We start from the raw sequence: 23,013 nt of genomic DNA, 5'->3' as shown, positions 1-23,013 counted from the left end.
GCTATGAAAAGCCCCCAACCGACCGTGTCCATGGCGGATAAAGTTGCCTTGATCGACAGCCTCTGCGCCAAGGCGCGGATCCTGCCTGTGATCACCATCGCCCGCGAACAGGACATCCTGCCGCTGGCCGATGCCCTGGCAGCCGGTGGTTTGACCGCATTGGAAGTGACCCTGCGTTCCGAGTTCGGCCTCAAGGCCATTCAGGTACTGCGCGAGCAGCGTCCGGAACTGTGCACTGGTGCCGGCACCGTGCTCGACCGTCACATGCTCGAAGCGGCCGAAGTGGCTGGCTCGCAATTTATCGTCACCCCCGGGATTACCCGCGACCTGCTGGAAGCCTCGGTGCACAGCCCGATTCCTTTGCTGCCAGGTATCAGCAACGCCTCCGGCATCATGGAAGGCTATGGCCTGGGCTACCGCCGCTTCAAGCTGTTCCCGGCCGAAGTCAGCGGCGGCGTGGCGGCGATCAAGGCTCTGGGCGGCCCGTTCGGCGAAGTGAAATTCTGCCCGACCGGTGGCGTTGGCCCGGCCAACATCAAGAGCTACATGGCGTTGAAAAATGTGATGTGCGTAGGTGGTAGCTGGATGCTTGACCCTGAGTGGATCAAGAACGGCGACTGGGCCCGTATTCAGGAAGTCACCGCCGAGGCGCTGGCGCTGCTGGATTGATCTGATTTACCGAATCGTTGTTGCTGTGCTTAACGGCATTTTTGCGGTGCACTTGGTCGGTGTACCGCTTTTTTTTGCCTGTAGAAAAGCGCTTATTCGGCGCTCAACTCGGTAATAGCGTTGATCAGCGCATGAATGTCCTGCGCGGAGGTCACCAACCCTGGCGTCACTCGAATACACGTGCCAAACGCTGCTCCGGTTCGCGTGGTGGCAAACAGGTCGTACTCTTTGAGTAGCCGATCGACCATGCCTTGCTGATCGCGGCCGACGAATTTGAACGCGGTAATCCCGCAATACAGCCGTGGATCATCCGAGGTCAGGACCTCAATGCCTTTCAGTGGTCGCACCTGACTTACCCATAAATCGCGCAGGTAATTCACCCGAGCACCTTTGGCTGCTGCGCCACCCAATGCCCGATGTTCTTCAAATACCAATGGCAGTGTCATCAGCGCCGGAAAGTTCGGCGTGCTGTAAGACGTGCGTGCGCGAACATCCGTGATGGGGTAGTGGAATTCGCCCATGTCCGGATCGATGTCTGCCAGGCGTTCCGGAGCGATATACAGAAAACCCAGGGTCAGCGGTGCACCGATCCATTTATGCAGGTTGAAGCCGGCGAACTGGATACCCAGCTCGGCGAGATTGAAGTCGATCTGGCCCAGGGCATGGGCGCCATCGAGGATCACGTCGACGTCATGTTCACGCGCCGCCTTGGCGATGGCTGCGACGGGCATCACCAGGCCGGTGCGGTGGGTGACGTGAGTCAGCGCCATCAGCTTTAAACGCGGGTACTCAGCGAAGGTACTGCGATAGGTCTGCAACAGACTGTCGAAACTGGCCGGGTGCGTGTGGGAAAGCTCGATCACCTCTACACCGCGAACCCCGGCCAGCCAACGCATGGCGCCCTTGACGGTGTCGTACTCCAAATCACTGATCAACACCTGGTCGCCCGGTTGTAGACGGTTGTAGTTGCGGATCAGCGACTGCAACGCTTCGGTGGCATTGCGGGTAAAGGCCACCGACTCAGGATCTACATCGATTAATTCGGCCAATTGGCGGCGGATCTCGACGTTCTCGCCCTGTTCAAAGCGCTGGCGCACGTGCAGCGAATTGCTGCGGTTGATAAACGCCACATGGTCCAGATACTGCGCCTGTACTGCGCGGCTCATGCGCCCGAAGTAGCCGTTTTCCAGATTGATCGGACCCGGTTCCAGGTCATACCGCTGGGCGATGGCGTGCCAGTGACGTTCGTTGTTTGCATTCCCTTGCATGGCGCAGTTCCTGATTAATGGCGCGGGGCGGGCTTGCCGTGTTTAGTGCGCAAGGGTTCGAGCAGTTCCGACAAACCGTTGTGGTCGATTTCCTGCATCAAGGCCAGCAAACCGCCCAGCTCGCCGTGGGGAAAGCCTTCGCGGGCAAACCAGTTCAGGTAAGGACCCGGCAGGTCGGCGATGATCCGGCCCTTGTATTTGCCGAAGGGCATTTCGCGGGTGATCAGCAGTTCGAGTTTTTCGGGGTTCATGGGGGGATTCAATGGCGTGAGTCGAGACGTTCGAAAATACAGGCATTCTGCATGAAGGCCAAATGACAGATCATGCAAATAACGTACATACAGATCGTTCAAATATTTTTAAGTTATTGAAATTAAACGTAAAAGTTGTTTTTCAAAACCTGGCACGAGCGCTGCAATCATTAAGACAACCCTTCGTAACCTGCCTAAGGAATTGAAAAATGACTGACATCAATAAAGAATCGATCTCCGTACTCAATGACCTGATCGAGACCAGCATCGACGGCCAGAAAGGTTTCAAAGAATGCGCCGAAGACATCAAACACCCAGAACTCAAAGCGCTGTTTGCCAAGCGTTCCGCTGACTGTGCAACCGCCGCCGCCGAGCTGAAAACCGCCGTGCGTGCCCTAGGTGGTGATCCGGAAGATTCGGGTAGTGTGGCCGGCGCCCTGCACCGTGGCTGGGTCGACGTGAAGTCGATGGTTACCGGTAAAGATGAAGAGGCTGTGCTGAACGAAGCCGAGCGCGGCGAAGACCACGCACTCAAGGCTTATAAAGAAGCGATCGAGAAGATCAACAAGCACAACCTGCTGGGCATTCGTGACTTGGTTGAGCGTCAGTACCACGGCGTACAGCGCAACCACGACCAGGTGAAAGCCCTGCGTAACCAGGCTCGCGCTCAGTCGTAAGCCCTGCTGTGTAACAACTGTGGGAGGGGGCTTGCCCCCGATAGCGGTGGATTAGTCGATATTTCAATGACTGACACACCGCAATCGGGAGCAAGCCCCCTCCCACATTTGTATGGCGTTGGCCTTGAAACCAGACTCAGCCGATGCTGATCGGCGGCAGCTCGGTCAAGGTCACGACCTGCTGTTTGCGTGGCGCGAGGATTTCCGCCTCGCCATCCACTACCAACTCATCGCGCTGATTGAACACGCGAGTGGCGATACGTACGCGAAACTTCGGCAGCTTCTCGAGGATTTCCAGACGCACGGTCAGGGTATCGCCGATTTTTACCGGCTTCTGGAAGGTCATCTGCTGGCCGATATAGATAGTGCCCGGCCCAGGCAGCTCGCAGGCAACGGCCGCGCTGATCAAGGCGCCGCTGAACATACCGTGGGCGATACGCTCCTTGAACATGGTCGCCTTGGCGTATTCGGCATCCAGGTGCACCGGGTTGTGGTCACCGGACATGGCGGCGAACAGCTGGATGTCGCGCTCTTCGACCGTCTTGCTATAGCTGGCGGTCTGGCCGACTTCGAGGGCTTCGTACGGGGTGTTGGTTACCTGAGTCATCTAAAGGTGCATCCTGTGGCTAAACGGTAATTATCGGCCGATTTTAAACGGCTGATTTTAAAAGAAAAGTTATTCGCAGCGGGCTGGCCTGCGCAAGGTCAGGGCCTGGTCGAGCCACGTCAGCACATCGGCGGTGACTTCATCGCGGTTGGCTTCGTTGAACACTTCGTGACGCGCCTGCGGGTACACATTCAATTGCAGATGCTGGCAGCCGGCCTCACGCAGGGCGTGGGCCAGGTTTTTGAGACGCTTGCCCTCACTCACCGGATCACATTCGCCGCCCATCACGAGGATCGGCAGGCCCGGATCAATCTGGGCGAGATTGGACGCTTTGCTGATTTGCTGCAAGCCGCCAAGCAGGTCGATCCACAGCTGGTTGGTACACCGGAAGCCGCAGAGTGGATCGCTGATGTATTTGTCCACTTCATCCGGGTCACGGCTGAGCCAGTCGAACGCCGTGCGGTTGGGCTTGAAGGCCTTGTTGAACGAGCCGAACGACAGGAACTCGATCAGCGCACTTCGCCCCCGTACACCCTGGCGCAGACGTTCGGCCCGAGCGATCACCCGCGCTGCGCGGTACAGCGCTACCGGTTGGAAATTCGAGCCACTGAGAATTGCCCCGTGCAGGCTGGCGCTGTGGTGCAGCAGGTAGGCTTGGGCGATGTAGCTGCCCATGCTGTGGCCCAGCAGGATGATCGGCAGCCCTGGTTGCTGCTGGCCGATGTGTTGATTGAGGCTTGCCAGGTCGCCTACCACTTTGTTCCAGCCATCCTTCTCGGCGTACAACCCCAGCGTACCTTCGTCGGCGGTACGTCCATGGCCACGCTGGTCCGGTGCATACACGCCATAGCCTGCGCTGCATAACGCTTCGGCCAAGCGTCCATAACGCCCGCTGTGCTCGGCCATGCCGTGGGACAGCATGACTACGGCGTGAACCGGGCCGTCGGGCATCCATTGATTGACGTACAGGCGGCTGCGGTCATTCGCGGTCAGCCAGAAGGTGCTGTGGTTCATGGCGCTTCCTTTGCTATGGGTCGTTGCAGTGTATAGCTGATCTGCCGAGGGGCGGGGTATCTGCCTACGCATCAGCGGCAAGATTCATACAATCAATGACACGATTTAGCGTATTTGCCTGTTTGGTCATAGCTGCTAACGTCCCCAAAGCTCCGCTTGTTATAAGCGGCCGGACATACTCAGGTAAGGGGACAAGAATAATGCAACCTGGTTTCTGGAATGACAAACGCGCGGCGGGCGTTCCCAACGATATCGACCTCACGGCCTACAAGTCGGTGATCGAAGTCTTCGAGCGCTCGTGCAAGGCCTTTGCCGACCGTCCGGCATTCAGCAACATGGGCATCACCCTGACCTACGCCGAGCTTGAGCGCCAGAGTGCGGCGTTCGCCGGTTACCTGCAACAGCACACCGACCTCAAGCCCGGCGAGCGCATCGCAGTGCAGATGCCCAACGTGCTGCATTATCCGATTGCCGTGTTCGGCGCCTTGCGCGCGGGGCTGATCGTGGTCAACACCAACCCGCTGTACACCCCGCGCGAGATGCGCCACCAGTTCAAGGACGCCGGCGTGCGTGCGCTGGTCTACCTGAACCTGTTTGGTTCGCGGGTACAGGAAGTGTGCAACGACACCGAGATCGACTACCTGATCGAAGCCAAGATGGGCGACTTCCTGCCCGCCGCCAAAGGCTGGCTGGTCAACACCGTGGTCGACAAGGTCAAGAAGATGGTCCCGGCCTATAGCCTGCCGCGCGCGGTGTCATTCAAGCGTGCCCTGCGCATGGGCTCGGGCCTGGCGGTGACCCGTCACCCCGTGACCCTGGATGACATCGCCGTGCTGCAATACACCGGCGGCACGACCGGCCTGGCCAAGGGCGCGATGCTCACCCATGGCAACCTGGTGGCAAACATGCAGCAGGCGCGTGCGTGCATGTCTCAGGTCGGCGACGACGGCCATCCTTTGATCAAGGAAGGGCAGGAGGTGATGATCGCGCCGCTGCCGCTTTACCACATCTATGCCTTCACCGCGAACTGCATGTGCATGATGGTCACGGGTAACCACAACGTACTGATCACCAACCCGCGGGACATCGGCGGGTTTATCAAGGAGCTGAAAAAGTGGCGCTTTACCGGGTTGCTGGGGCTTAACACGCTGTTTGTGGCGTTGATGGACCATCCGGAATTCAAGACCCTGGATTTCTCCCACCTCAAACTCACCAACTCCGGTGGCACGGCACTGATCAAGGCCACGGCCGAACGCTGGCAGCAAGTCACCGGCTGCACGATTGGCGAGGGCTACGGCCTGACAGAAACCTCACCGGTGGCGTGCACCAACCCCTATGGCAACAAATCGCGCCTCGGTACCGTGGGCATTCCCGTGCCGGCTACCGCGATGAAGGTGATTGATGACGAAGGCGTGGAGTTGCCTCTGGGCGAACGCGGCGAGCTGTGCATCAAGGGCCCGCAGGTGATGAAGGGCTACTGGCAGCAACCGGCCGCCACGGCCGAGAGCCTGGACGCTGAGGGTTGGCTCAAGACCGGCGACATCGCGGTGATCGATGAGGATGGCTTTGTACGCATTGTCGATCGCAAGAAAGACCTGATCATCGTCTCGGGTTTCAACGTGTACCCCAACGAGATCGAAGACGTGGTGATGGCCCACCCGGCCGTGGCCAACTGCGCGGTGATCGGCGTGCCGGACGAGCGCACGGGGGAGGCGGTTAAGTTGTTTGTGGTGGCGCGTGCCGAAGGCGTGAGCCTTGAGGAGTTGAAGACCTACTGCAAGGCCAACTTCACGGGGTACAAGGTGCCCAAGCAGATTGTGTTACGAGACTCGTTGCCGATGACGCCAGTGGGCAAGATTCTGCGCAGGGAGCTACGCGACATCGCCTGACTATGAATTGAAATGCAATCAAATGAGGGAGGGGGCTTGCTCCCGATAGCGGTGTATCAGTCACTGAATGTATTGACTGAACCACGGCAATCGGGAGCAAGCCCCCTCCCTCATTTGGTTTTGATTGTTCTGAAGGCCCCATTCCAGAGCCTTTCAGTAGGTAATTCGAGCGCCAAAATAATTGTGACTAAATATTGTCCTACAGTCGAGTTTATGACTGTAAGGCCCGCTTTTGGCTCTAGTCGGCCCTTGGCAAAGCTGCTACTCTCGGCGCGCTTTGTGACGTCTAGGCCTGCTTGAAAGCGCCAGATTCACCTAAAAAAACATACACCAATAATAATCGCATCAAATGCGATGATGAATTCGCGTCGCTGAGGAGTGGGCTTCCATGAACGAAGACTTTTGGAAGGATAAGTACCCCGCCGGGATTGCTGCAGAAATCAATCCAGACGAGTATCCAAATATTCAGGCGGTACTGAAACAGTCCTGCCAGCGCTTCGCTAACAAACCGGCTTTCAGCAACCTGGGCAAGACAATCACCTACGGTGAACTGTACGAATTGTCCGGCGCCTTCGCCGCGTACCTGCAACAACATACCGACTTGAAACCCGGCGATCGCATCGCCGTGCAACTGCCCAACGTCCTGCAATACCCGGTCGCGGTATTCGGCGCCATCCGTGCCGGCCTGATCGTGGTCAACACCAACCCGCTGTACACCGCGCGGGAAATGGAACACCAATTCAACGACTCCGGTGCCAAGGCCCTGGTCTGCCTGGCCAACATGGCCCACTTGGCGGAAAAGGTCGTGCCCAAGACCGCCGTCAAGCATGTGATCGTCACCGAAGTCGCCGACCTGTTGCCGCCGCTCAAGCGCCTGCTGATCAACAGCGTCATCAAGTACGTTAAGAAAATGGTCCCGGCCTACCACTTGCCACAGGCGATCAAGTTCAACGACGTACTCGCCAAGGGCAACGGCCAACCAGTCAACGACGTCAACCCGGCGAGCAGTGACGTGGCCGTGTTGCAATACACCGGCGGCACCACCGGCGTGGCGAAGGGCGCGATGCTCACCCATCGCAACCTCGTTGCCAATATGTTGCAGTGCAAGGCGCTGATGGGCTCCAACCTCAATGAAGGCTGCGAGATCCTGATCACGCCGCTGCCGCTGTACCACATCTATGCGTTCACCTTTCATTGCATGGCGATGATGCTGATCGGCAACCACAACATCCTGATCAGCAATCCGCGTGACTTGCCGGCAATGGTCAAGGAACTGTCGAAGTGGAAGTTCAGCGGCTTTGTCGGTCTCAACACCTTGTTCGTGGCGCTGTGCAATAACGAAGGCTTCCGCAAGCTGGACTTCTCTGCACTCAAGGTCACCCTGTCGGGCGGCATGGCCCTGCAACTGGCGGCCGCCGAGCGTTGGAAGGCCGTGACCGGGTGTGGCATCTGCGAAGGTTACGGCATGACCGAAACCAGCCCGGTAGCCACTGTAAACCCGATCCAGCATATCCAGATCGGCACCATCGGCATTCCGGTGCCGTCCACCGTGTGCAAAGTCATTGCCGATGACGGCACCGAACTGGCGCTGGGCGAAACTGGCGAGCTGTGCGTCAAGGGCCCGCAGGTGATGAAGGGCTATTGGCAGCGCCAGGACGCCACCGACGAGATGCTCGACAGCGAAGGCTGGCTGAAGACCGGCGACATCGCGATCATCCAGCCGGACGGCTACATGCGTATTGTCGACCGCAAGAAGGACATGATCCTGGTCTCAGGTTTCAACGTGTACCCCAATGAGCTGGAAGACGTACTGGCAGGGCTGCCAGGTGTGCTGCAATGCGCGGCCATCGGCGTGCCGGACGAGAAATCGGGGGAGATCATCAAGCTTTTCATCGTGGTCAAGCCGGGCGCCACCCTCACCAAGGATCAGGTGATGGAGCATATGCGCGCCAACGTCACCGCCTACAAGGTGCCCAAGGCTGTCGAGTTCCGCGACGCATTGCCGACCACCAACGTAGGCAAGATCCTGCGTCGTGAATTGCGTGATGAAGAGTTGAAGAAGCTGGGCCTGAAAAAGTAAGCCGATAAAAAACCCGCCGATGCGGGTTTTTTAATGACTGGATTGGAATGCAATCCAATGTGGGATGGGCGGTACCACGATTCGACTTGCCTCCGATAGGGAGGGATCAGTCACCAGATTCAGTGACTGACACTCTGCTATCGAGAGCAAGTCATATCGTCGCATCGCGCCTTCCACCTTTAAATCCGGTGCTTACAGGGCGAAATGCGCGAAGCTCACGTTAGCGCCGGCTGGGCGTACGTCTTTAAGGAACGAATCCTTGTCCGCGCTCAATTCCAACGTAATCTCGGGCTTGCGCTTGCCCGAATTGCGCACTACCAGACCTTCGATATGCTCGCGCAGGAACGCCGTCGGCACCTTCAGGTGCAGCAACTGATCCGTCTCGGCGTTGTGCATCAACAAGTGAATCCACTCGTAATGGCCCACCGCAATACGGCCCAGCGGCAGGTCGAACCACCAGATATTGCGCTTGCGGTCCAGGTCGGTGAAATGGCAGTTGTTGACGCCGAGTACGGCACCGCCCAGTTCCTGGTTTCTACGGGCGATGGCCTGTGCTTTATTGAGTTTCATAACCTTCCTACGGGATCTGTTATTCAGCGTTATAGCCTGAATGTGCCGCGCATTCTCGTGGGTTGGCCGCCAAACATAAAGTCAAACCTGCCGTTTTGGACGAAATGCCCGCTGAAAATAATTGAAACTCTGCCGAACGGCCTCTGGTCAATCTTTGTGTAATCACCAAAACCCTTGATTGTTCTTTCGGAGAAATACCATGAGCAGCACATCGGACAAGGCAAAAGGCTTGGCAAACGAAGCGATCGGCAACATCAAGCAAGGCGTCGGCAAAGTGACCGGCAACGACAAGCTTCAAGCTGAAGGTGTGATTCAGGAAAAGAAAGGCGAAGTGCAGAAAGCAGTCGGCGATACCAAAGATGCGGTCAAAAAAGCGACCAAGTAAGTCTGTATCACTGGCTGTATTCGTACAGCCCGGCGGCCATCCACGGATGGCCGTTTTTGTATCCCTTATTGCAACTAAACTTTCGAAATTGTTTCAAAGTCGCCATATGGGCTACTTTGATGTAGAAAACGGCCCCTGAGTCGCCCACGATCTCACCCTCTTTGCGGCGAAAGGAGACGCTATGATCTTTCCGGTTCTCGATGGTCTCAAGCTGCACAAGGTGCTGGTACGCACCGTCAAGGAATTCGTCGACGACGAGATGTCCACCTACGCGTCTGCACTGGCCTACCAGATGCTGTTCTCGCTGTTTCCCTTCCTGCTGTTCCTGATTGCCCTGATCGGTTTCCTGCACCTGCCTGACTTCTTTACCTGGCTGCGCCTGCAGTCGGAACTGGTGTTGCCGCCCCAGGCTTTGGAGCAGGTCAACCCGGTGATCGACCAGTTGCAGCAGTCCAAGGGTGGCCTGCTGTCGGTGGGTATCGTGATTGCGCTGTGGACCGCTTCGGCTGGTGTACGGTTGATGATGAGCGCCATGAACGCAGCCTACGACGTGGTGGAAGGGCGGCCGATTTGGAAGCGTTTTCCGCTGTCGATTTTCTACACCATTGGTATCGCCGGCATGCTGCTGGCCGCTGCGGCGTTGATGGTGCTCGGCCCCCAAGTGATGGAATGGGTGGCGGGGCAGATCGGCATGCAGGAGTTCGTGGTCACCTTGTGGACCATCCTGCGTTGGCCGCTGATCGTGATTTTGCTGATGTTTGCCGTAGCGTTGATGTACTACGTGATGCCTGACGTCGAGCAGAAATTCCGCTTTATCACCCCAGGCTCGGTGCTCGCAGTGGTGGTGTGGATCGTGGCCTCCCTGGGGTTTGGCTACTACGTCAAAACCTTCGCCGATTACAACGCCATGTATGGCAGTATCGGTGCGATCATCGTCCTGCTTTTGTACTTCTATATTTCCGCTGCCGTGCTGCTGCTCGGCGCGGAGATGAATGCCGTGATCGAACACATGTCGGCCGAGGGTAAAGATCCCGGTGAAAAAGAGTTCGATGAACCCGGCCACACCGATGAAAAACAGCACGTCTCAGGCCTAGGCCGTGACCACTCCAAGCCCACCCCCGTTGAGCCTGATCAATGATTCGTGAAATCCTGAAAATGGGCGATGAGCGCCTGCTGCGTATCGCGCCACCGGTTCCGCCGGAGATGTTCGACAGCCCCGAGCTGTGGCAATTGATCGACGACATGTTCCAGACCATGGAGCACGTCGGCGGTGTAGGTCTGGCGGCGCCGCAGATTGGCGTCGACCTGCAACTGGTGATCTTTGGATTTGAGGCCAGCGAGCGCTACCCGGACGCGCCGCCGGTGCCGCAGACTATCCTGATCAATCCGTTGATCACGCCGCTCAGTCCAGTGCTGGAAGAAGGCTACGAAGGTTGCCTGTCGGTACCCGGTCTGCGCGGCGCAGTGGACCGTTACCAGCAGATCCGCTACGAAGGTTTCGACCCCAAGGGTGAGCCGATCGTCCGCACTGCCGACGGCTTTCATGCGCGGGTGGTGCAGCACGAGTGCGATCACCTGATTGGCCGGTTGTATCCGTCGCGGATCACCGACTTCAGCAAGTTCGGGTTTATCGAAGTGATGTTCCCCGACATGGACCCAACGGCTGACGAGTAATCCCCCAGACACACTGAAAAAATGTGGGAGGCCAAGCGCCTCCCATATTTGAATCGCGCTTCATATCGGGTTATCGGGTCGGCTTCACGAACTTCAACGTCATCCGATCCGATTCGCCAATCGCCACATACTTGGCCTTGTCCTGCTCTCCCAGCTTCAATGCCGGCGGCAATGTCCACACGCCCTCCGGGTAGTCTTTGGTGTCTTTCGGGTTGGCATTCACCTCGCTTTGCCCCTCCAGTTTGAAGCCCGCGTCGGTGGCCAGTTTCACCACATACGCTGTGGTCAGATAGCCGCTGTGCGTGATGTCTTCCAGCGACGCTCCGTCTTTGGCGCGGTGATCCACCACACCTAGCACGCCACCGGGTTTAAGCACCTTGTAGAACGCGTTGAAAGTGGCCCTGTCGGTATCAGCCAGCACCCAGTTGTGCACATTGCGGAATGTCAGCACCGTATCGACCGAGGCCGGTTTGCCGAATACCGGTGCCTTGGGGTCGAACTCGATCACCTCGGCCTTGGAATAACGCGTCGGGTCGGCGGCAAATTTTTTCTTGAGATTTTCTTCGGACGTACGCGCGTAAGCGCTGCTGCTCGCGGCCTGCACCGCAGCGATGTAGTGCCCTTGGTCCTTGAGCAATGGCGCCAGCACCTCGCTGTACCAGCCGCCGCCGGGGGTGATTTCGATCACGCTCTGTTTGGCGCCCAGGCCAAAGAATTCCAAGGTCTGCTGTGGATGCCGATACCCATCGCGGGCGCTGTTTGCCGGGTCGCGCCAACTGCCGGCGAGCACGCTGGCATATTGCTGGGCACTGATGGGGGCGTCGGCTGCCTGGCTCAAGGCCGGGGCGAGGAGGGCGGTGAGGGCGAGGGCTGCAAGCGTCGGTTTCATGATCATCCTGGTAAAGGCCACTGTGCTGCCGAGGCTAGCATGGGCGCTTTACCGGCCGATCACACATTATCTGAGGTCGACCTCACCAACGGTTCTAAGCCCATGGCGATCATCGGTTTGTTGCGCTTGTAACGCACCAGCCGTTCGCTGAGGGATTGGGGCAGGATCGTATCCTGGGTGAATCCAATGCGCTGATACAGGCTTTCCAGGTCTGGATGGCACAGCAGCCATACCGTGCCTTGCACATCAGCTATTGCCTGAAGAATCAAGCGCGCCGCCAACCCTTGGCGGCGATACGCCGGAGCCACAAACACTCCGGTCAGCCATTGCCCGCCTACCACCGGCGACAGGCACAGCCCGGCGACAATTTCACCATCGCGCGCCACCCATAAACGCCCACCTTTAAGGGCCTTCATCGACGAGTCGTGGCTGCGGTAGAACTTGTTCAGCAGCGGCCACAGAGGTTCTGCCAGCAGATCAATGGACAACTCAGTCATGGTGTTCAGACAGGCTTTATAAAGGGGCGCGGATTATAAACCCCTTCTGGCGGGTGATCGGTGTTATACCCAGTGTTACATCCCCTTTCAGTGGAGCACGCATCATGGCCAAAGGTATGGATTCAAAGAAAGCAGCGAAGAAGAAACCGGCAAAGACCGCCGATGAAAAACGCGCCGACAAAAAAACCAAGAAATCCGAGAGCGGCCTGTTCGGTCACTGATCACCGTTCAACTGAAGGATTTTAAGCGGCCAACGCAACCCGCTCTGTTGGCCGCTCCCTGCCCTGCGCTCGACCTCCCTTCCTGCCCCGCCATGTCATAACTAATGGCTGACTGATGGCCTTGCATAGCGCCAAGCCCTGTCTATGCTCACCCAGAACCGTTGATGACGCTCGGCGTGTAAAGCGTTTCGGATGGTTATCCCATAAAGGTCTGCCAGCACTATCCAACTGATGAATGGAATGCGCCTAGCCAGGCGCGGGTTACTTAAGGGTGTCCGACATGTTCAACCTCCATCACAAGTCTGACCTGCTTGAAATCCAGCGTTTCTCCTGTGCACTCACCGAATCCAACGCCAAACTCGCCGCTATCAGCCGTTCCATGGCCATGATCGAATTTGATCGCGATGGGGTGATACTCGATGCCAACGACAACTTCTGCAAAACCATGGGCTACAGCGCCGAGGAAATTCGCGGCCAGCATCATCGGATCTTTTGTGACGAGGCCTACACCCATACCGACGCCTACGCCAAGCTTTGGCGCGACCTGGCGCGGGGCGAGGCCCTCAGCGGCACGTTCGTACGCTTGAACAGGCACGGCCAGGAGGTGTGGCTCGAAGCCAGCTATATGCCTGTGCTGGACAGCGACAACCACGTACAGAGTGTGATCAAAGTCGCGTCCGATATTTCCGCGCGGGTCCACCATGAACATGAAAACCAGAGCCTGATCGACGCCATCAGCCGCTCCATGGCGATGATCGAGTTCACCCCTCAAGGCCAGATTCTCAAGGCCAATAACAACTTTCTGAAGACCGTGCAGTACTCACTGGATGAAATCGTCGGCCAGCACCACAGCCTGTTTTGCCATCGCAGCGAAGTGGAGTCGCCGGCGTACAAAGCGTTCTGGGCGTCCCTCAATCGCGGCGAATACCACTCGCACCGCTTCGAGCGCAAAAACAAATACGGCAAAACCCTGTTTTTGGAAGCGTCCTACAACCCGATTTTCGACACCAACGGGCGCCTGTACAAAGTGGTGAAATTCGCCAGCGATATCACCGACCAAGTGACCACCCTGCGCACCGCCGCCGATTCGGCTCACGCCACCTCGGTACAAAACGACGCCTGCGCGCGCAAAGGATCGGAGGTGGTGCAGCAAACCGTGCAGATCATCGAAGAGATTTCTCACAATTTGAACCAGGCGGCACAGAGCATCGACGCGGTGAGCAAGCAGTCGGACATCATTGGCGCCATTGTGCAGACCATCCGCAGCATTGCCGAGCAAACCAATATGCTGGCGCTCAACGCCGCGATTGAAGCGGCACGGGCCGGTGAGCACGGACGCGGGTTTGCGGTGGTGGCCGACGAAGTGCGCAGCCTCGCCGCACGTACCAGCCACGCGACGGTGGAGATTGTGGAGGTGGTGCGCAAGAACCACGATCTGTCGTTGAGCGCAGTGTCGAGCATGCAGTCGAGCTTGAGCCGTACGGGGTTGGGGGTGGAACTGGCGAACGAGGCGGGGCAGGTGATCCTGGAGATTCAGGAAGGGTCACGGCATGTGGTGGATGCGATCGGGCAGTTCAATTCGACCCTTCAACTGCAATAGCCGACCTATCCATTTCCAATTTGGAAAGCCAATCCCTGTGGGAGGGCGCAAGCACTCCCACAGGTTGATCCGAAGTGTGGCTTAGATTGCCGCCAGGGTTTCTTTCACCGAGTGCGCAGGATCAGTGGCTTTCGCCGCTACTTGCTGCTCTTGTTGCTGCTTCAACCGGTCGGCCACTTGCTTGGAAATCGCGTCCTGTTTTTCCAGGGACATGTTCTGTACATCCGCCTCAGTCAAACCCTGCTCCTTGAGCAACTGCTCACGGATGCGTTCGGCCGGGGTTTTGCTCATGTACTCCGTGAATTCAGAGCGCGCGCCAGAGGTGGATGTGGTGGCAGGCGTCTCGGTCGAGGAGGTGGTTGCCGTGGTGGAGGCTTGCAACTGCACGCGGGTCTTGGCGAAGGCTTCGTCGATACGGTCGGTGGCTTTGTCCAGGTCCTTCTGCGCGACCGGTACGGTCACACTTTGCTGCGCGGCTTGAACGGCGCCGCTGTACAGCGCACTGGCGGCAGCGTTGGCTGGATCCATATCGGGGCGTTTGAGCTGTTGGACGGTCGATACGGCTTGTGTGTTGTTGTTAACCAGCATGATCGGGCACCTGGAGGAAATGTACGGTGCTACAGCTGGAGCAAATAGCGTGCCGGGCGCGAAAGCCCAGGTTTTGCTGGGGTCGGCTCGGCTGTTGCGGCAAGTGCTGGCCCATCGACGGCCAGCCATTGCCGCCTGCAACTCAGTAGGTGATGGGAATCTCGAATGTCTGAAACGCATCATCCACCGGTTGATAGCCCAGCACACGCGTGGTTTCGCTCAAGTCCAGACGCTTGAAACGGTTATTGGAGATGCCGTGGGCGATCAAGTGCTTTACGTCTTTAGTTTCAACCGAACGTTGCAGCAATTGCACTGCATCCCGTGGGCTGAGCCAAGCGCTGAGGTCGCGGGCGTTGTTCAGGTCGTGGCTTTCGGGGAATTCAAAGGCGCCAATGCGCAGGGCAATGGTCGACAGTGGCGTTTTCGCCGCGTAGTAGCCGCACAGCGCCTCGCCATAGCATTTGCTCACGCCATACAGGTTGGCGGGCAGCACTGGCATGCCAGGTGTGATCTGCCGATCCACCGGGTAGCCTTCGATGGTCTGGGCGCTGCTGGCGAAAACCAGACGCTTTACCCCGGCGGCCACGGCAGCTTCGAACAGGTAGGTGGTGGCGAGGATGTTGTTTGGCAGCAGTTCGTCGAACGAGGCGCTGGCATGGGGGATGCCCGACAGGTGCACGATCACGTCGATGCCATCGAGCAGCGCGACGAGCGCGGATTTATCGCTCAAGTCGGCGTGTACGAAGCGATGGTCGCCCAGTTCAAAATCCGGCGTGACGCGGTCTGTAAGCGTAAAGCGGTAGCGGTCTTTCGAGGCTTCGAAAAACGTCTTGCCGATTCTGCCGCAGGCGCCGGTGAGCAGTATGTTGAGTCCTTTCACGTGCATGTCCTTAGTTGTGGCCGTCGAGGGCAAAGGTCTGGAAGCCCGGATGCTGGCTGAGGCGTTCGTAATACGCTGCGATGGCGGGGTAGGGCGGATGCTCCATGGGCGTCATGCGCCAGCGGTGCACCGAAAGGCCGATAAGGACGTCGGCGAGGGTGAATTCGTCGCCGGTGACGTAAGCGTTGGTTTTGGTCAACTGTTGTTCCAGCAGGCCCATCTTGTCATTCCAGCCCTGTACGCCGGCTGCGATTCGTTGCGGGTCCTGATGCTCAGGACTCTGACGCACCAGCGCTTGGAACGCGTAACCCCAGGAAGGGTTGAGCTCGGTGGCTTGCCAGTCCATCCACTGCTCCACCCTGGCCCGTGGCGCGGGTTCGGCGGGCAAGAGGTCGTGGCGTTGGTAGAGGCTGACCAGGTAGCGGCAGATGGTGTTGGATTCCCACAGCACGCCGTGGTCGTCGATGAGCACAGGTATTTGCGCGTTAGGGTTCAGGGCCAGGAATTCGGGGGATTGGGTGGGGGTGTAGCCGATGCCCCAATCTTCGCGTACGTATTCGATGCCCAGTTCGTGGCATGTCCACAGGACTTTGCGTACGTTGATGGAAGAGGTGCGGCCCAAGATTTTCAGTGAGTGTCCCATGGTGCTTCCCTGGCAGTGGAGAAGGGACAATCTAGCAGGGGCCGGGGAGGTTAAGCGAGCGCGGTCAAATTGAGGGAACCGGCAGGCTAGCTCCCTCGATGGATCACGTTCGGCTTGAAGGTCAGGTGCTTTCCCGCACCTGCAACTCAAAGCCCATGTCCACTACCGGCTTGGCGACCTTGTTGCCCGCCATGATCGTGAGCAGATGCTCCGCCGCACGTCGGCCAATGGCTTCGCGTGGCGTGCTGATGCTGCTCAGGCGCGGCACCATAAAGGACGACGCGGGCAAGTCGTTGAAACCCAGCACCGCCACGCGCTCTGGCACCTTGATGCCATGGCGCAGGGCTTCCAGCAGCGCGCCTTGGGCCAGGTCGTCGTTGCCGAAGAAGATCGCATCCACGTCCGGATGGGCGGCCAGCAACTGTAGGAACAACTCACCGCCCAGGCCCACGGAAGAAGGACGCGGCGTCAGCAGCTCCAGCGCCGGGTCGTACATTCCGGCCTGTTGCAGGGCGCGGCGGAAACCCTCGCCACGCAGCAAGGTACGTTGGTCCAATTGCGCGCCGATATAGGCCAGGCGCTTGCGGCCACGGGACAGTAAATGCGCCGCGGCTGTTTCACCGGCGGCCAATTGCGAGAAGCCCACGCAATTCACGCCAGCGTTAGGGTCCAGGTCCATCATGTAAACGCAAGGCACATTGCTGGCCTCGACCATTCGTCGGGCGCTTTCGGTCCGATCGAAGCCCGTCAGCAGCAAGCCCCGTGGCTGATAGGACATGTAGTTGCGCAGCAGGTTTTCTTCTTCATCGCGGGAGTAGTGAGAGTTGCCGATCAGCACTTCAAAGCCCTTAGGCCGTAGCACCTGATGGATGGCTTCGAGGGTTTCGATAAATAGCAGGTTGGACAACGACGGTACCAACACCACCACCGAATGGCTCTGAGCCGAGGCCAGGGCGCGGGCGGCGGGGTTGACCACGTAGTTGAGCTCGGCAGCTGCCTGTTGGACTTTTTCTACCAGTTCGATGGCCACGGTGCTGATGCCGCGCAGGGCGCGTGAAGCGGTGATCGGACTGACGCCAGCCAGGCGGGCAACTTCGTTGAGGGTCGGGCGACCCGTGGTGCGCGTATTTTTATCGTTCTTAGAGGTCATCAGGCGGCTTGCCAAACAAAAATCGAGGCACTAAGGTAGCGCTGTCTCCAAATGGCTGCAAATTATTGAACTTTGGGTTGCCTGATCCGGTTCAAATGATTGGAGCGGATGCACGCGTCACTCCATAAAAATGACAAGACGGCGCGGGAAAAGCCTGTTTTTGCACGTGCCTTACAGCGTGTGAAGGTAGCGCTATCTGCGTCTTGAGGTGTTTCATGAGTCAACCTGTTACCGCCCTGGTCATCATGGGTGTTGCCGGCTGTGGCAAGACCAGTGTCAGCGAGGCCTTGTGCCGGCTGAACGGCGCTACCGCCATTGAAGGCGACAGCTTTCACCCTGCCGCGAACATCGAAAAGATGAGCGCCGGCCACCCCCTCAACGACGACGACCGCGCCGGCTGGCTCGACATCCTGTGCGATGAACTGCGCCGCTCGCTTAAAGCGGGTGAACATCCGGTGCTCACCTGTTCGGCTCTCAAGAAGAAATACCGTGACCACCTGCGCGAAGCCGCGCCAGGTCTGGGTTTCGTATTCCTGGAACTGACCCGTGAAGTCGCCTCGGACCGCGTGTCCCATCGCCCCGGCCATTTCATGCCGGCAAGCCTGATCGACAGCCAGTTCGCCACCCTTGAATCGCCCAAAGGCGAGCCACTGACCCTGGCCCTCAACGCCAGTGAAGACAGTGTCGAGGCGTTGGCCGAGCAGACCAACGCTTGGTGGCTGCAACACGGCTTTGAACGAACTCATTAATTTTTTGCCGGAAAAGATAGCGCTATCCCCGGCAAGAAATTCAACACCCGCTTTAATAACAACAACAAACAGGAGAGACCCCCCATGTTTGGCATGTCCCACGAGTCGTACCTGCTGCTAGACGCAGTCGTCACTATCATCGGGTTGATCGTTCTGATCACCAAGTTCAAGGTCCACCCGTTCATTGCACTGATCATCGCGGCCGGCTTCCTCGGCCTGACCTCGGGCATGCCCGTGGACAAGATCATCAAGGCCTTCCAGGACGGTTTCGGCGGAGTGCTCGGCTTTGTCGGCATCATCCTCGCGCTGGGCACCATGCTCGGCAAGATGATGGCCGAATCCGGCGGTGCCGATCAGATCGCCCAGACCCTGATCCGCGCCTTCGGCAAAGAGAAGGTCCAGTGGGCCATGATGTTCGCCGCGTTCCTGGTGGGCATCCCGCTGTTCTTCGAGATCGGCTTTGTGCTGCTGATCCCGCTGGTGTTTATCGTCGCGCGCCGCACAGGTGTGTCGCTGATCAAGATCGGCATCCCGCTGCTCGCAGGCCTCTCGGCAGTGCACGGCCTGGTGCCACCGCACCCGGGCCCGCTGCTGGCTATCGGCGTGTTTGGCGCGGACATCGGCAAGACCATCCTGTATGGCCTGATCGTCGCACTGCCGACCGCCATCATTGCCGGCCCGATCTTCGGTACGTTCATCGCCAAGTACATCCCCGGTAATCCCTCCCAGGAACTGGTGGATCAACTGGCCCGCGAGACCGACAACAAGTCGTTGCCAAGCTTCGGCATCACATTGGTCACCGTGCTGCTGCCGGTGTTTCTGATGCTGCTCAAAACCTTCGCCGACATCGCCTTTGCCGAAGGCAACGTGGTGCGCAACTGGATGGACATGATCGGTCACCCGATCACCGCCTTGCTGCTGGCGCTCCTGCTGTCGCTGTACACCTTTGGCAGCCGCCAGGGCATTCACTCCAAGCAAATCCTCAAGCTGCTCGACGCCAGCCTTGCGCCGACGGCCGCGATCATCCTGATCATCGGTGCCGGTGGTGGCTTCAAACAGATGCTGGTGACCAGCGGCGTGGGTGATGTGATCGGCCATATGGCGGTGAATGCGCAGATCAACCCGATCCTGCTGGCCTGGCTGGTGGCGGCGGTGATTCGTATTGCGACCGGTTCGGCGACCGTGGCGACCATTACCGGCGCGGGCATCGTAGTGCCGGTGGTGGGGATGATCCCTGGGGTTAACCGTGAGCTGTTGGTGCTGGCGACGGGGGCGGGTTCGTTGATCCTGTCTCACGTCAACGATGCGGGGTTCTGGTTGGTGAAGCAGTACTTCAACATGACCGTGGCCGAGACGTTCAAGACCTGGACGGCGATGGAAACCATTCTGTCTGTGGTGGCGTTGATCTTCATCATGCTGCTGTCGTTGGTGGTCTAACAGACACACCAGCAGCAAGGGTGAAAACCCAATGCAAATGTGGGAGGGGGCTTGCCCCCGATGGCGGTGGGTCAGTCACCAGATGCAGTGATTGAACCTCCGCTATCGGGGGCAAGCCCCCTCCCACATGTTGACCACATTTGTTCAGGTGGATCGGGTCAGGCTTTAGCGACCAGCCCATCCGCCCGGAACATCCCGCGAATCCCGCGCACCGCCTGGCGAATCCGGTCCTGGTTTTCGATCAGCGCAAAGCGCACATGATCATCCCCATACTCGCCAAATCCAATCCCCGGCGACACGCAGACCTTGGCTTCCAGCAGCAGCTTCTTGGCAAATTCCAGCGAACCCATGGCGGCATACGCCTCGGGAATCTTCGCCCAGACATACATCGACGCCTTGGGATTCTCGACCATCCAGCCCAACTCATGCAGGCCCTTGACCAGCACATTGCGGCGCTGGCGGTACTGCTCGGCGATGTCTTTCACGCACTGTTGATCGCCTTCCAGCGCAGCAATCGCGGCGACTTGCAGCGGGGTGAAGGTACCGTAATCGTGGTAACTCTTGATCCGTGCCAGGGCGTTGACCAGTTCCGGGTTGCCCACCATGAAACCGATGCGCCAGCCAGCCATGTTGTAGCTCTTGGACAGGGTGAAAAACTCCACCGCAATGTCCTTGGCCCCCGGCACTTGCATGATCGATGGGGCTTTCCAGCCGTCGTAGACGATGTCGGCGTAGGCCAGGTCATGCACCACCAGCACGTCGTACTGCTTGGCCAGGGCGATCACCCGTTCGAAGAAATCCAGCTCCACGCACTGCGCAGTCGGGTTGGACGGGAAGCCGAGGATCATCATCTTCGGCTTCGGGATCGACCCACGAATCGCCCGTTCCAGCTCGGCGAAGAAGTCCACGCCCGGAATCAGCGGCACTGAACGCACCTGGGCGCCGGCAATCACGGCACCGTAGATATGAATCGGGTAGCTCGGGTTGGGCACCAGCACCGTGTCGCCCTGGTCCAGGGTGGCCAGCATCAAATGCGCCAGGCCTTCCTTGGAACCGATGGTGACGATGGCTTCCGTCTCGGGGTCGATGTCCACTTCGTAGCGGTCTTTGTACCAGCGCGAAATCGCCCGGCGCAGACGTGGAATGCCTTTGGAGGTGGAGTAGCCGTGGGTGTCTTCGCGCTGGGCGACGGTAACCATTTTCTCCACGATATGGGGAGGCGTGGCACCGTCGGGGTTACCCATGCTCAAGTCGATGATGTCTTCGCCGCGCCGACGCGCAGCCATCTTCAGCTCGGCAGTGATATTGAAAACGTAAGGGGGGAGTCGATCTATGCGCGCAAAGCGGCGCGGCGAACCTTGGTCGGCCATTGTTGCCTCGAGAGTACGTAAGCGCCCGGAACCGTCCGAGCGACGTCGGCCACTGCGGTGGCCTGCGGAGCAGACAATACGGTCGATGATGGCCAGTTGTCCATATGCGTAGGAAAATTTTCTGCATGGAGTACGGCACGGATATGCCCCTATACTCGATGCGGGTTTGTTCCCTCATAAGAAGGAGACTGTTCGTATGGATCAGCAGACAAAACAACCGTTAGAGCCACGCATGGAAGCAGGCAAGGCCTTGGTGATTGCTGGGGTACAAGGGCGTTATTCCAAGGCGACGGTGGGCGATATTCCCAAGTTGTGGGAGTTGTTCGACACCTGCATCAAGGACATCAAGAAGCGCATCGGCGGTGTGACCTATGGCGTTTGCCATAACCCCAATCACGGCGAATTCGATTACATGGCGGGGGTGGAAGTCCCGAGCAAAAGCGACGTCCCGAGCAACTTCGAAGCCATTGAAATTCCACCGCTCAACTATGCGGTTTTCCCCCATTACGGACCGGTGCAGGCTTTGGAACAGACGTACGAGCGCATCATGTTCGAGTGGTTGCCACATTCGGGCTACAAAGTGGCAGGGCCGGATTTTGAACGCTATAGCGCTGATTTTGACGTGAGGAAAGGCACGGGGACGGTGGAGATCTGGTTGCCGGTAGTCAAGGCCTGATGTCACACGACTGAGCTGCGTTGGCAGCTCAGTCGTGGGTATCACTGGCTGAGCAGGCGGCCGATGAAGGAGTGGACACCTTCCAGCACACCGCTGGTTTGCAGTGTTTCACCCGCATTTACCCATTCAAGCTTGTTGATGTTGGAGATTTGGGGTCTTGATTGCGGGTCGCGCCATGCATCGGCCACACCCTGATCGCCAAAGGTGAGGTCCAACTCCCCAGTCGCGGTGTACCTGATCAGTTCGACGAGGCTGCCGTTTGTATTGCGCCACAAGACGACGATTTTCCCATCGGGTTGAACCGTCACGCTGTCATAACTTCCATGACGAGCATCGTTCTCCTTGGGGATTCCGCCATTGAACTGCGGATCAGGTTGGCCGTTGGCAAGCAGGCTCGTCACGAAGTTCTGCTTGCGCGGCAACCGGTGCTCACCGCCGACGACAACTATCCGGCCATCGGGTCCTTTGGCCAGCGCTGAGGCCTGTTTTCCCCCAGTACCTGAAAGCTCCAATTGGACGTAACCTGCGTTACCAAAAGCCGTGTCCGCATCTCCAGCATGTGTGAATCCTTTAATAAGGGCCTTGCCGTTTATAGAGCCCGCAATCAAAAAACCCCTCTCAGTGGTCAATACTGGGCCCATAAGGGCGCCGCGCTCTTCAAGCGGATCTAAAAAGCCGAAGTTGAGTTCCTGGCCGGAACTGCTGAGTTGATAGATAAAACTGCTTGTACCGTCATTAAATACACAAATGATCTTGTCATCGGACTGTAAAGCTAAACCGGCTTTGCTGTTTAAATTCAACTCAATCCGCTTATTCAGCACCACCTCGCCATTATTGCCGAACCTGAAGTCTGAATTGCCGTTTGCTTCGTTGAATCGACTGATAGAGACCGCCACATTATTGATATGGGTGGCCAGTAACAGTTGCCTGCCATTAGGCTGAATGAGCATGTCGATGAAGGTTTGGCGTTGCTGCATCGCCGTCAGCCCTCGCCCGAATCGAGCGTCGTTCTCTCCCGTAGGCGTTTGTTTGGTGATGCCAATGAAGGGGCCATCCGGCTCGCTATACGGGCCTGCTGTGATGGTTGAACCGTCTTCGAGGACTCGGGAGATCCCTGCGGTGCGGGTGTTTATAACGGTACCGTCTTTGAGTGGAGGGGTGCCAAAGGAAAGATCCGGGCTCCCCGCAGTGTTAAGCGTATTGTTGCTCGGTGGAGTATTCATGGAGGG

24 protein-coding genes and 1 pseudogene are annotated in these 23,013 nt (G+C 58.2%); 12 read left to right on the top strand and 13 right to left on the bottom strand.

The genetic code is table 11. From position 1 onward, the window contains the following. Positions 1 to 3 precede the first annotated feature (3 nt). The gene (locus CKW32_RS19430) at positions 4 to 669 is read left to right on the top strand and encodes a bifunctional 4-hydroxy-2-oxoglutarate aldolase/2-dehydro-3-deoxy-phosphogluconate aldolase (RefSeq protein WP_017735662.1); all 666 of its coding nucleotides are present in this window, start codon (positions 4 to 6) and stop codon (positions 667 to 669) included. Between the two features lie 92 nt (positions 670 to 761). Here the strand turns inward: CKW32_RS19430 and CKW32_RS19425 are convergent, their stop codons facing one another. Both CKW32_RS19425 and CKW32_RS19420 read right to left on the bottom strand, forming a co-directional pair. Further along, complete coding sequence (locus tag CKW32_RS19425) at positions 762 to 1,937, bottom strand: aminotransferase class V-fold PLP-dependent enzyme (protein WP_095185732.1); 1,176 nt, start codon at positions 1,935 to 1,937, stop codon at positions 762 to 764. 14 nt (positions 1,938 to 1,951) lie between these two features. Beyond that, entirely contained in the window at positions 1,952 to 2,188 is a 237-nt protein-coding gene (locus CKW32_RS19420; RefSeq protein ID WP_032891009.1) for a DUF3820 family protein, read from the bottom strand. A gap of 209 nt (positions 2,189 to 2,397) precedes the next feature. On the opposite strand from CKW32_RS19420, the gene CKW32_RS19415 reads away from it, so the two are divergent. After that, complete coding sequence (locus tag CKW32_RS19415) at positions 2,398 to 2,865, top strand: PA2169 family four-helix-bundle protein (protein WP_032891010.1); 468 nt, start codon at positions 2,398 to 2,400, stop codon at positions 2,863 to 2,865. Between the two features lie 136 nt (positions 2,866 to 3,001). On the opposite strand, the gene CKW32_RS19410 is transcribed toward CKW32_RS19415, so the two are convergent. Together CKW32_RS19410 and CKW32_RS19405 are read right to left on the bottom strand one after the other, a co-directional pair. After that, positions 3,002 to 3,472, bottom strand: coding sequence for a MaoC family dehydratase (locus tag CKW32_RS19410; protein WP_024077080.1), 471 nt, complete (start codon positions 3,470 to 3,472; stop codon positions 3,002 to 3,004). A 69-nt stretch (positions 3,473 to 3,541) separates the two neighbouring features. After that, on the bottom strand, positions 3,542 to 4,486 hold the full coding sequence (locus CKW32_RS19405) for an alpha/beta hydrolase (protein ID WP_095185731.1): 945 nt from the start codon (positions 4,484 to 4,486) through the stop codon (positions 3,542 to 3,544). Between the two features lie 200 nt (positions 4,487 to 4,686). On the opposite strand from CKW32_RS19405, the gene fadD2 reads away from it, so the two are divergent. Together fadD2 and fadD1 are read left to right on the top strand one after the other, a co-directional pair. Beyond that, entirely contained in the window at positions 4,687 to 6,375 is a 1,689-nt protein-coding gene (fadD2, locus tag CKW32_RS19400; protein WP_032891013.1) for a long-chain-fatty-acid--CoA ligase FadD2, read from the top strand. A 388-nt stretch (positions 6,376 to 6,763) separates the two neighbouring features. Further along, positions 6,764 to 8,455 carry a long-chain-fatty-acid--CoA ligase FadD1 gene (fadD1, locus tag CKW32_RS19395; RefSeq protein ID WP_032891014.1) on the top strand — a complete coding sequence of 564 codons (1,692 nt, stop codon included), beginning with the start codon at positions 6,764 to 6,766 and terminating at the stop codon, positions 8,453 to 8,455. 192 nt (positions 8,456 to 8,647) lie between these two features. Here fadD1 and CKW32_RS19390 read toward each other — a convergent pair whose 3' ends face one another. Continuing rightward, positions 8,648 to 9,025: a hypothetical protein gene (locus CKW32_RS19390; protein WP_032891015.1), complete on the bottom strand. Its 378-nt coding sequence runs from the start codon at positions 9,023 to 9,025 to the stop codon at positions 8,648 to 8,650. 199 nt (positions 9,026 to 9,224) lie between these two features. Here CKW32_RS19390 and CKW32_RS19385 point away from each other — a divergent pair, with 199 nt between their 5' ends. The 3 genes from CKW32_RS19385 to def all read left to right on the top strand — a co-directional run bounded on the left by CKW32_RS19385 (position 9,225) and on the right by def (position 11,084). Next, entirely contained in the window at positions 9,225 to 9,410 is a 186-nt protein-coding gene (locus CKW32_RS19385; protein ID WP_032891017.1) for a CsbD family protein, read from the top strand. A gap of 181 nt (positions 9,411 to 9,591) precedes the next feature. Beyond that, complete coding sequence (locus tag CKW32_RS19380; protein WP_032891018.1) at positions 9,592 to 10,548, top strand: YihY/virulence factor BrkB family protein; 957 nt, start codon at positions 9,592 to 9,594, stop codon at positions 10,546 to 10,548. After that, positions 10,545 to 11,084 carry a peptide deformylase gene (def, locus tag CKW32_RS19375; RefSeq protein ID WP_032891019.1) on the top strand — a complete coding sequence of 180 codons (540 nt, stop codon included), beginning with the start codon at positions 10,545 to 10,547 and terminating at the stop codon, positions 11,082 to 11,084. Before CKW32_RS19380 ends, def begins: the two co-directional genes overlap by 4 nt. A gap of 70 nt (positions 11,085 to 11,154) precedes the next feature. Here the strand turns inward: def and CKW32_RS19370 are convergent, their stop codons facing one another. Both CKW32_RS19370 and CKW32_RS19365 read right to left on the bottom strand, forming a co-directional pair. After that, positions 11,155 to 11,973, bottom strand: a complete 819-nt coding sequence (locus CKW32_RS19370; protein WP_095185730.1) for a class I SAM-dependent methyltransferase — start codon at positions 11,971 to 11,973, stop codon at positions 11,155 to 11,157. 59 nt (positions 11,974 to 12,032) lie between these two features. Next, positions 12,033 to 12,470, bottom strand: a complete 438-nt coding sequence (locus CKW32_RS19365; RefSeq protein WP_032891021.1) for a GNAT family N-acetyltransferase — start codon at positions 12,468 to 12,470, stop codon at positions 12,033 to 12,035. A gap of 501 nt (positions 12,471 to 12,971) precedes the next feature. Here CKW32_RS19365 and CKW32_RS28890 point away from each other — a divergent pair. Together CKW32_RS28890 and CKW32_RS28885 are read left to right on the top strand one after the other, a co-directional pair. Beyond that, positions 12,972 to 13,748, top strand: a pseudogene (locus CKW32_RS28890) (PAS domain-containing protein); the annotation flags it as partial. Further along, complete coding sequence (locus tag CKW32_RS28885) at positions 13,722 to 14,291, top strand: methyl-accepting chemotaxis protein (RefSeq protein WP_371854016.1); 570 nt, start codon at positions 13,722 to 13,724, stop codon at positions 14,289 to 14,291. The pseudogene CKW32_RS28890 and the gene CKW32_RS28885, both read left to right, overlap by 27 nt. Before the next feature lie 81 nt (positions 14,292 to 14,372). Here the strand turns inward: CKW32_RS28885 and CKW32_RS19355 are convergent, their stop codons facing one another. The 4 genes from CKW32_RS19355 to CKW32_RS19340 form a co-directional block, all read right to left on the bottom strand. Then, positions 14,373 to 14,879 carry a hypothetical protein gene (locus CKW32_RS19355; protein ID WP_095185729.1) on the bottom strand — a complete coding sequence of 169 codons (507 nt, stop codon included), beginning with the start codon at positions 14,877 to 14,879 and terminating at the stop codon, positions 14,373 to 14,375. Positions 14,880 to 15,021: 142 nt separating this feature from the next. Then, on the bottom strand, positions 15,022 to 15,759 hold the full coding sequence (locus tag CKW32_RS19350) for an NAD(P)-dependent oxidoreductase (RefSeq protein WP_095185728.1): 738 nt from the start codon (positions 15,757 to 15,759) through the stop codon (positions 15,022 to 15,024). Positions 15,760 to 15,769: 10 nt separating this feature from the next. Continuing rightward, positions 15,770 to 16,402: a glutathione S-transferase family protein gene (locus CKW32_RS19345; protein ID WP_032891026.1), complete on the bottom strand. Its 633-nt coding sequence runs from the start codon at positions 16,400 to 16,402 to the stop codon at positions 15,770 to 15,772. Positions 16,403 to 16,523: 121 nt separating this feature from the next. Then, entirely contained in the window at positions 16,524 to 17,555 is a 1,032-nt protein-coding gene (locus tag CKW32_RS19340) for a LacI family DNA-binding transcriptional regulator (RefSeq protein WP_164440467.1), read from the bottom strand. A 212-nt stretch (positions 17,556 to 17,767) separates the two neighbouring features. Between CKW32_RS19340 and CKW32_RS19335 the strand changes: the two genes are divergently transcribed. Both CKW32_RS19335 and CKW32_RS19330 read left to right on the top strand, forming a co-directional pair. Next, complete coding sequence (locus CKW32_RS19335) at positions 17,768 to 18,301, top strand: gluconokinase (protein ID WP_032891028.1); 534 nt, start codon at positions 17,768 to 17,770, stop codon at positions 18,299 to 18,301. Between the two features lie 84 nt (positions 18,302 to 18,385). Next, positions 18,386 to 19,738 carry a GntP family permease gene (locus CKW32_RS19330; RefSeq protein WP_032891030.1) on the top strand — a complete coding sequence of 451 codons (1,353 nt, stop codon included), beginning with the start codon at positions 18,386 to 18,388 and terminating at the stop codon, positions 19,736 to 19,738. 158 nt (positions 19,739 to 19,896) lie between these two features. Here the strand turns inward: CKW32_RS19330 and alaC are convergent, their stop codons facing one another. Next, the gene (gene alaC, locus CKW32_RS19325) at positions 19,897 to 21,108 is read right to left on the bottom strand and encodes an alanine transaminase (RefSeq protein ID WP_032891031.1); all 1,212 of its coding nucleotides are present in this window, start codon (positions 21,106 to 21,108) and stop codon (positions 19,897 to 19,899) included. A gap of 196 nt (positions 21,109 to 21,304) precedes the next feature. On the opposite strand from alaC, the gene CKW32_RS19320 reads away from it, so the two are divergent. Further along, on the top strand, positions 21,305 to 21,784 hold the full coding sequence (locus CKW32_RS19320) for a GyrI-like domain-containing protein (protein WP_032891033.1): 480 nt from the start codon (positions 21,305 to 21,307) through the stop codon (positions 21,782 to 21,784). A gap of 41 nt (positions 21,785 to 21,825) precedes the next feature. On the opposite strand, the gene CKW32_RS19315 is transcribed toward CKW32_RS19320, so the two are convergent. Next, on the bottom strand, positions 21,826 to 23,007 hold the full coding sequence (locus CKW32_RS19315; protein ID WP_095185726.1) for a hypothetical protein: 1,182 nt from the start codon (positions 23,005 to 23,007) through the stop codon (positions 21,826 to 21,828). Between the last annotated feature and the right edge of the window lie 6 nt (positions 23,008 to 23,013).

Origin of the sequence: Pseudomonas sp. Irchel 3H9 (genome assembly GCF_900187495.1) — a bacterium.
Lineage (GTDB): Bacteria > Pseudomonadota > Gammaproteobacteria > Pseudomonadales > Pseudomonadaceae > Aquipseudomonas > Aquipseudomonas sivasensis.
The sequence above is the reverse complement of the archived record's forward strand: the minus strand, read 5'-3'. Positions and strand labels throughout refer to the sequence as shown.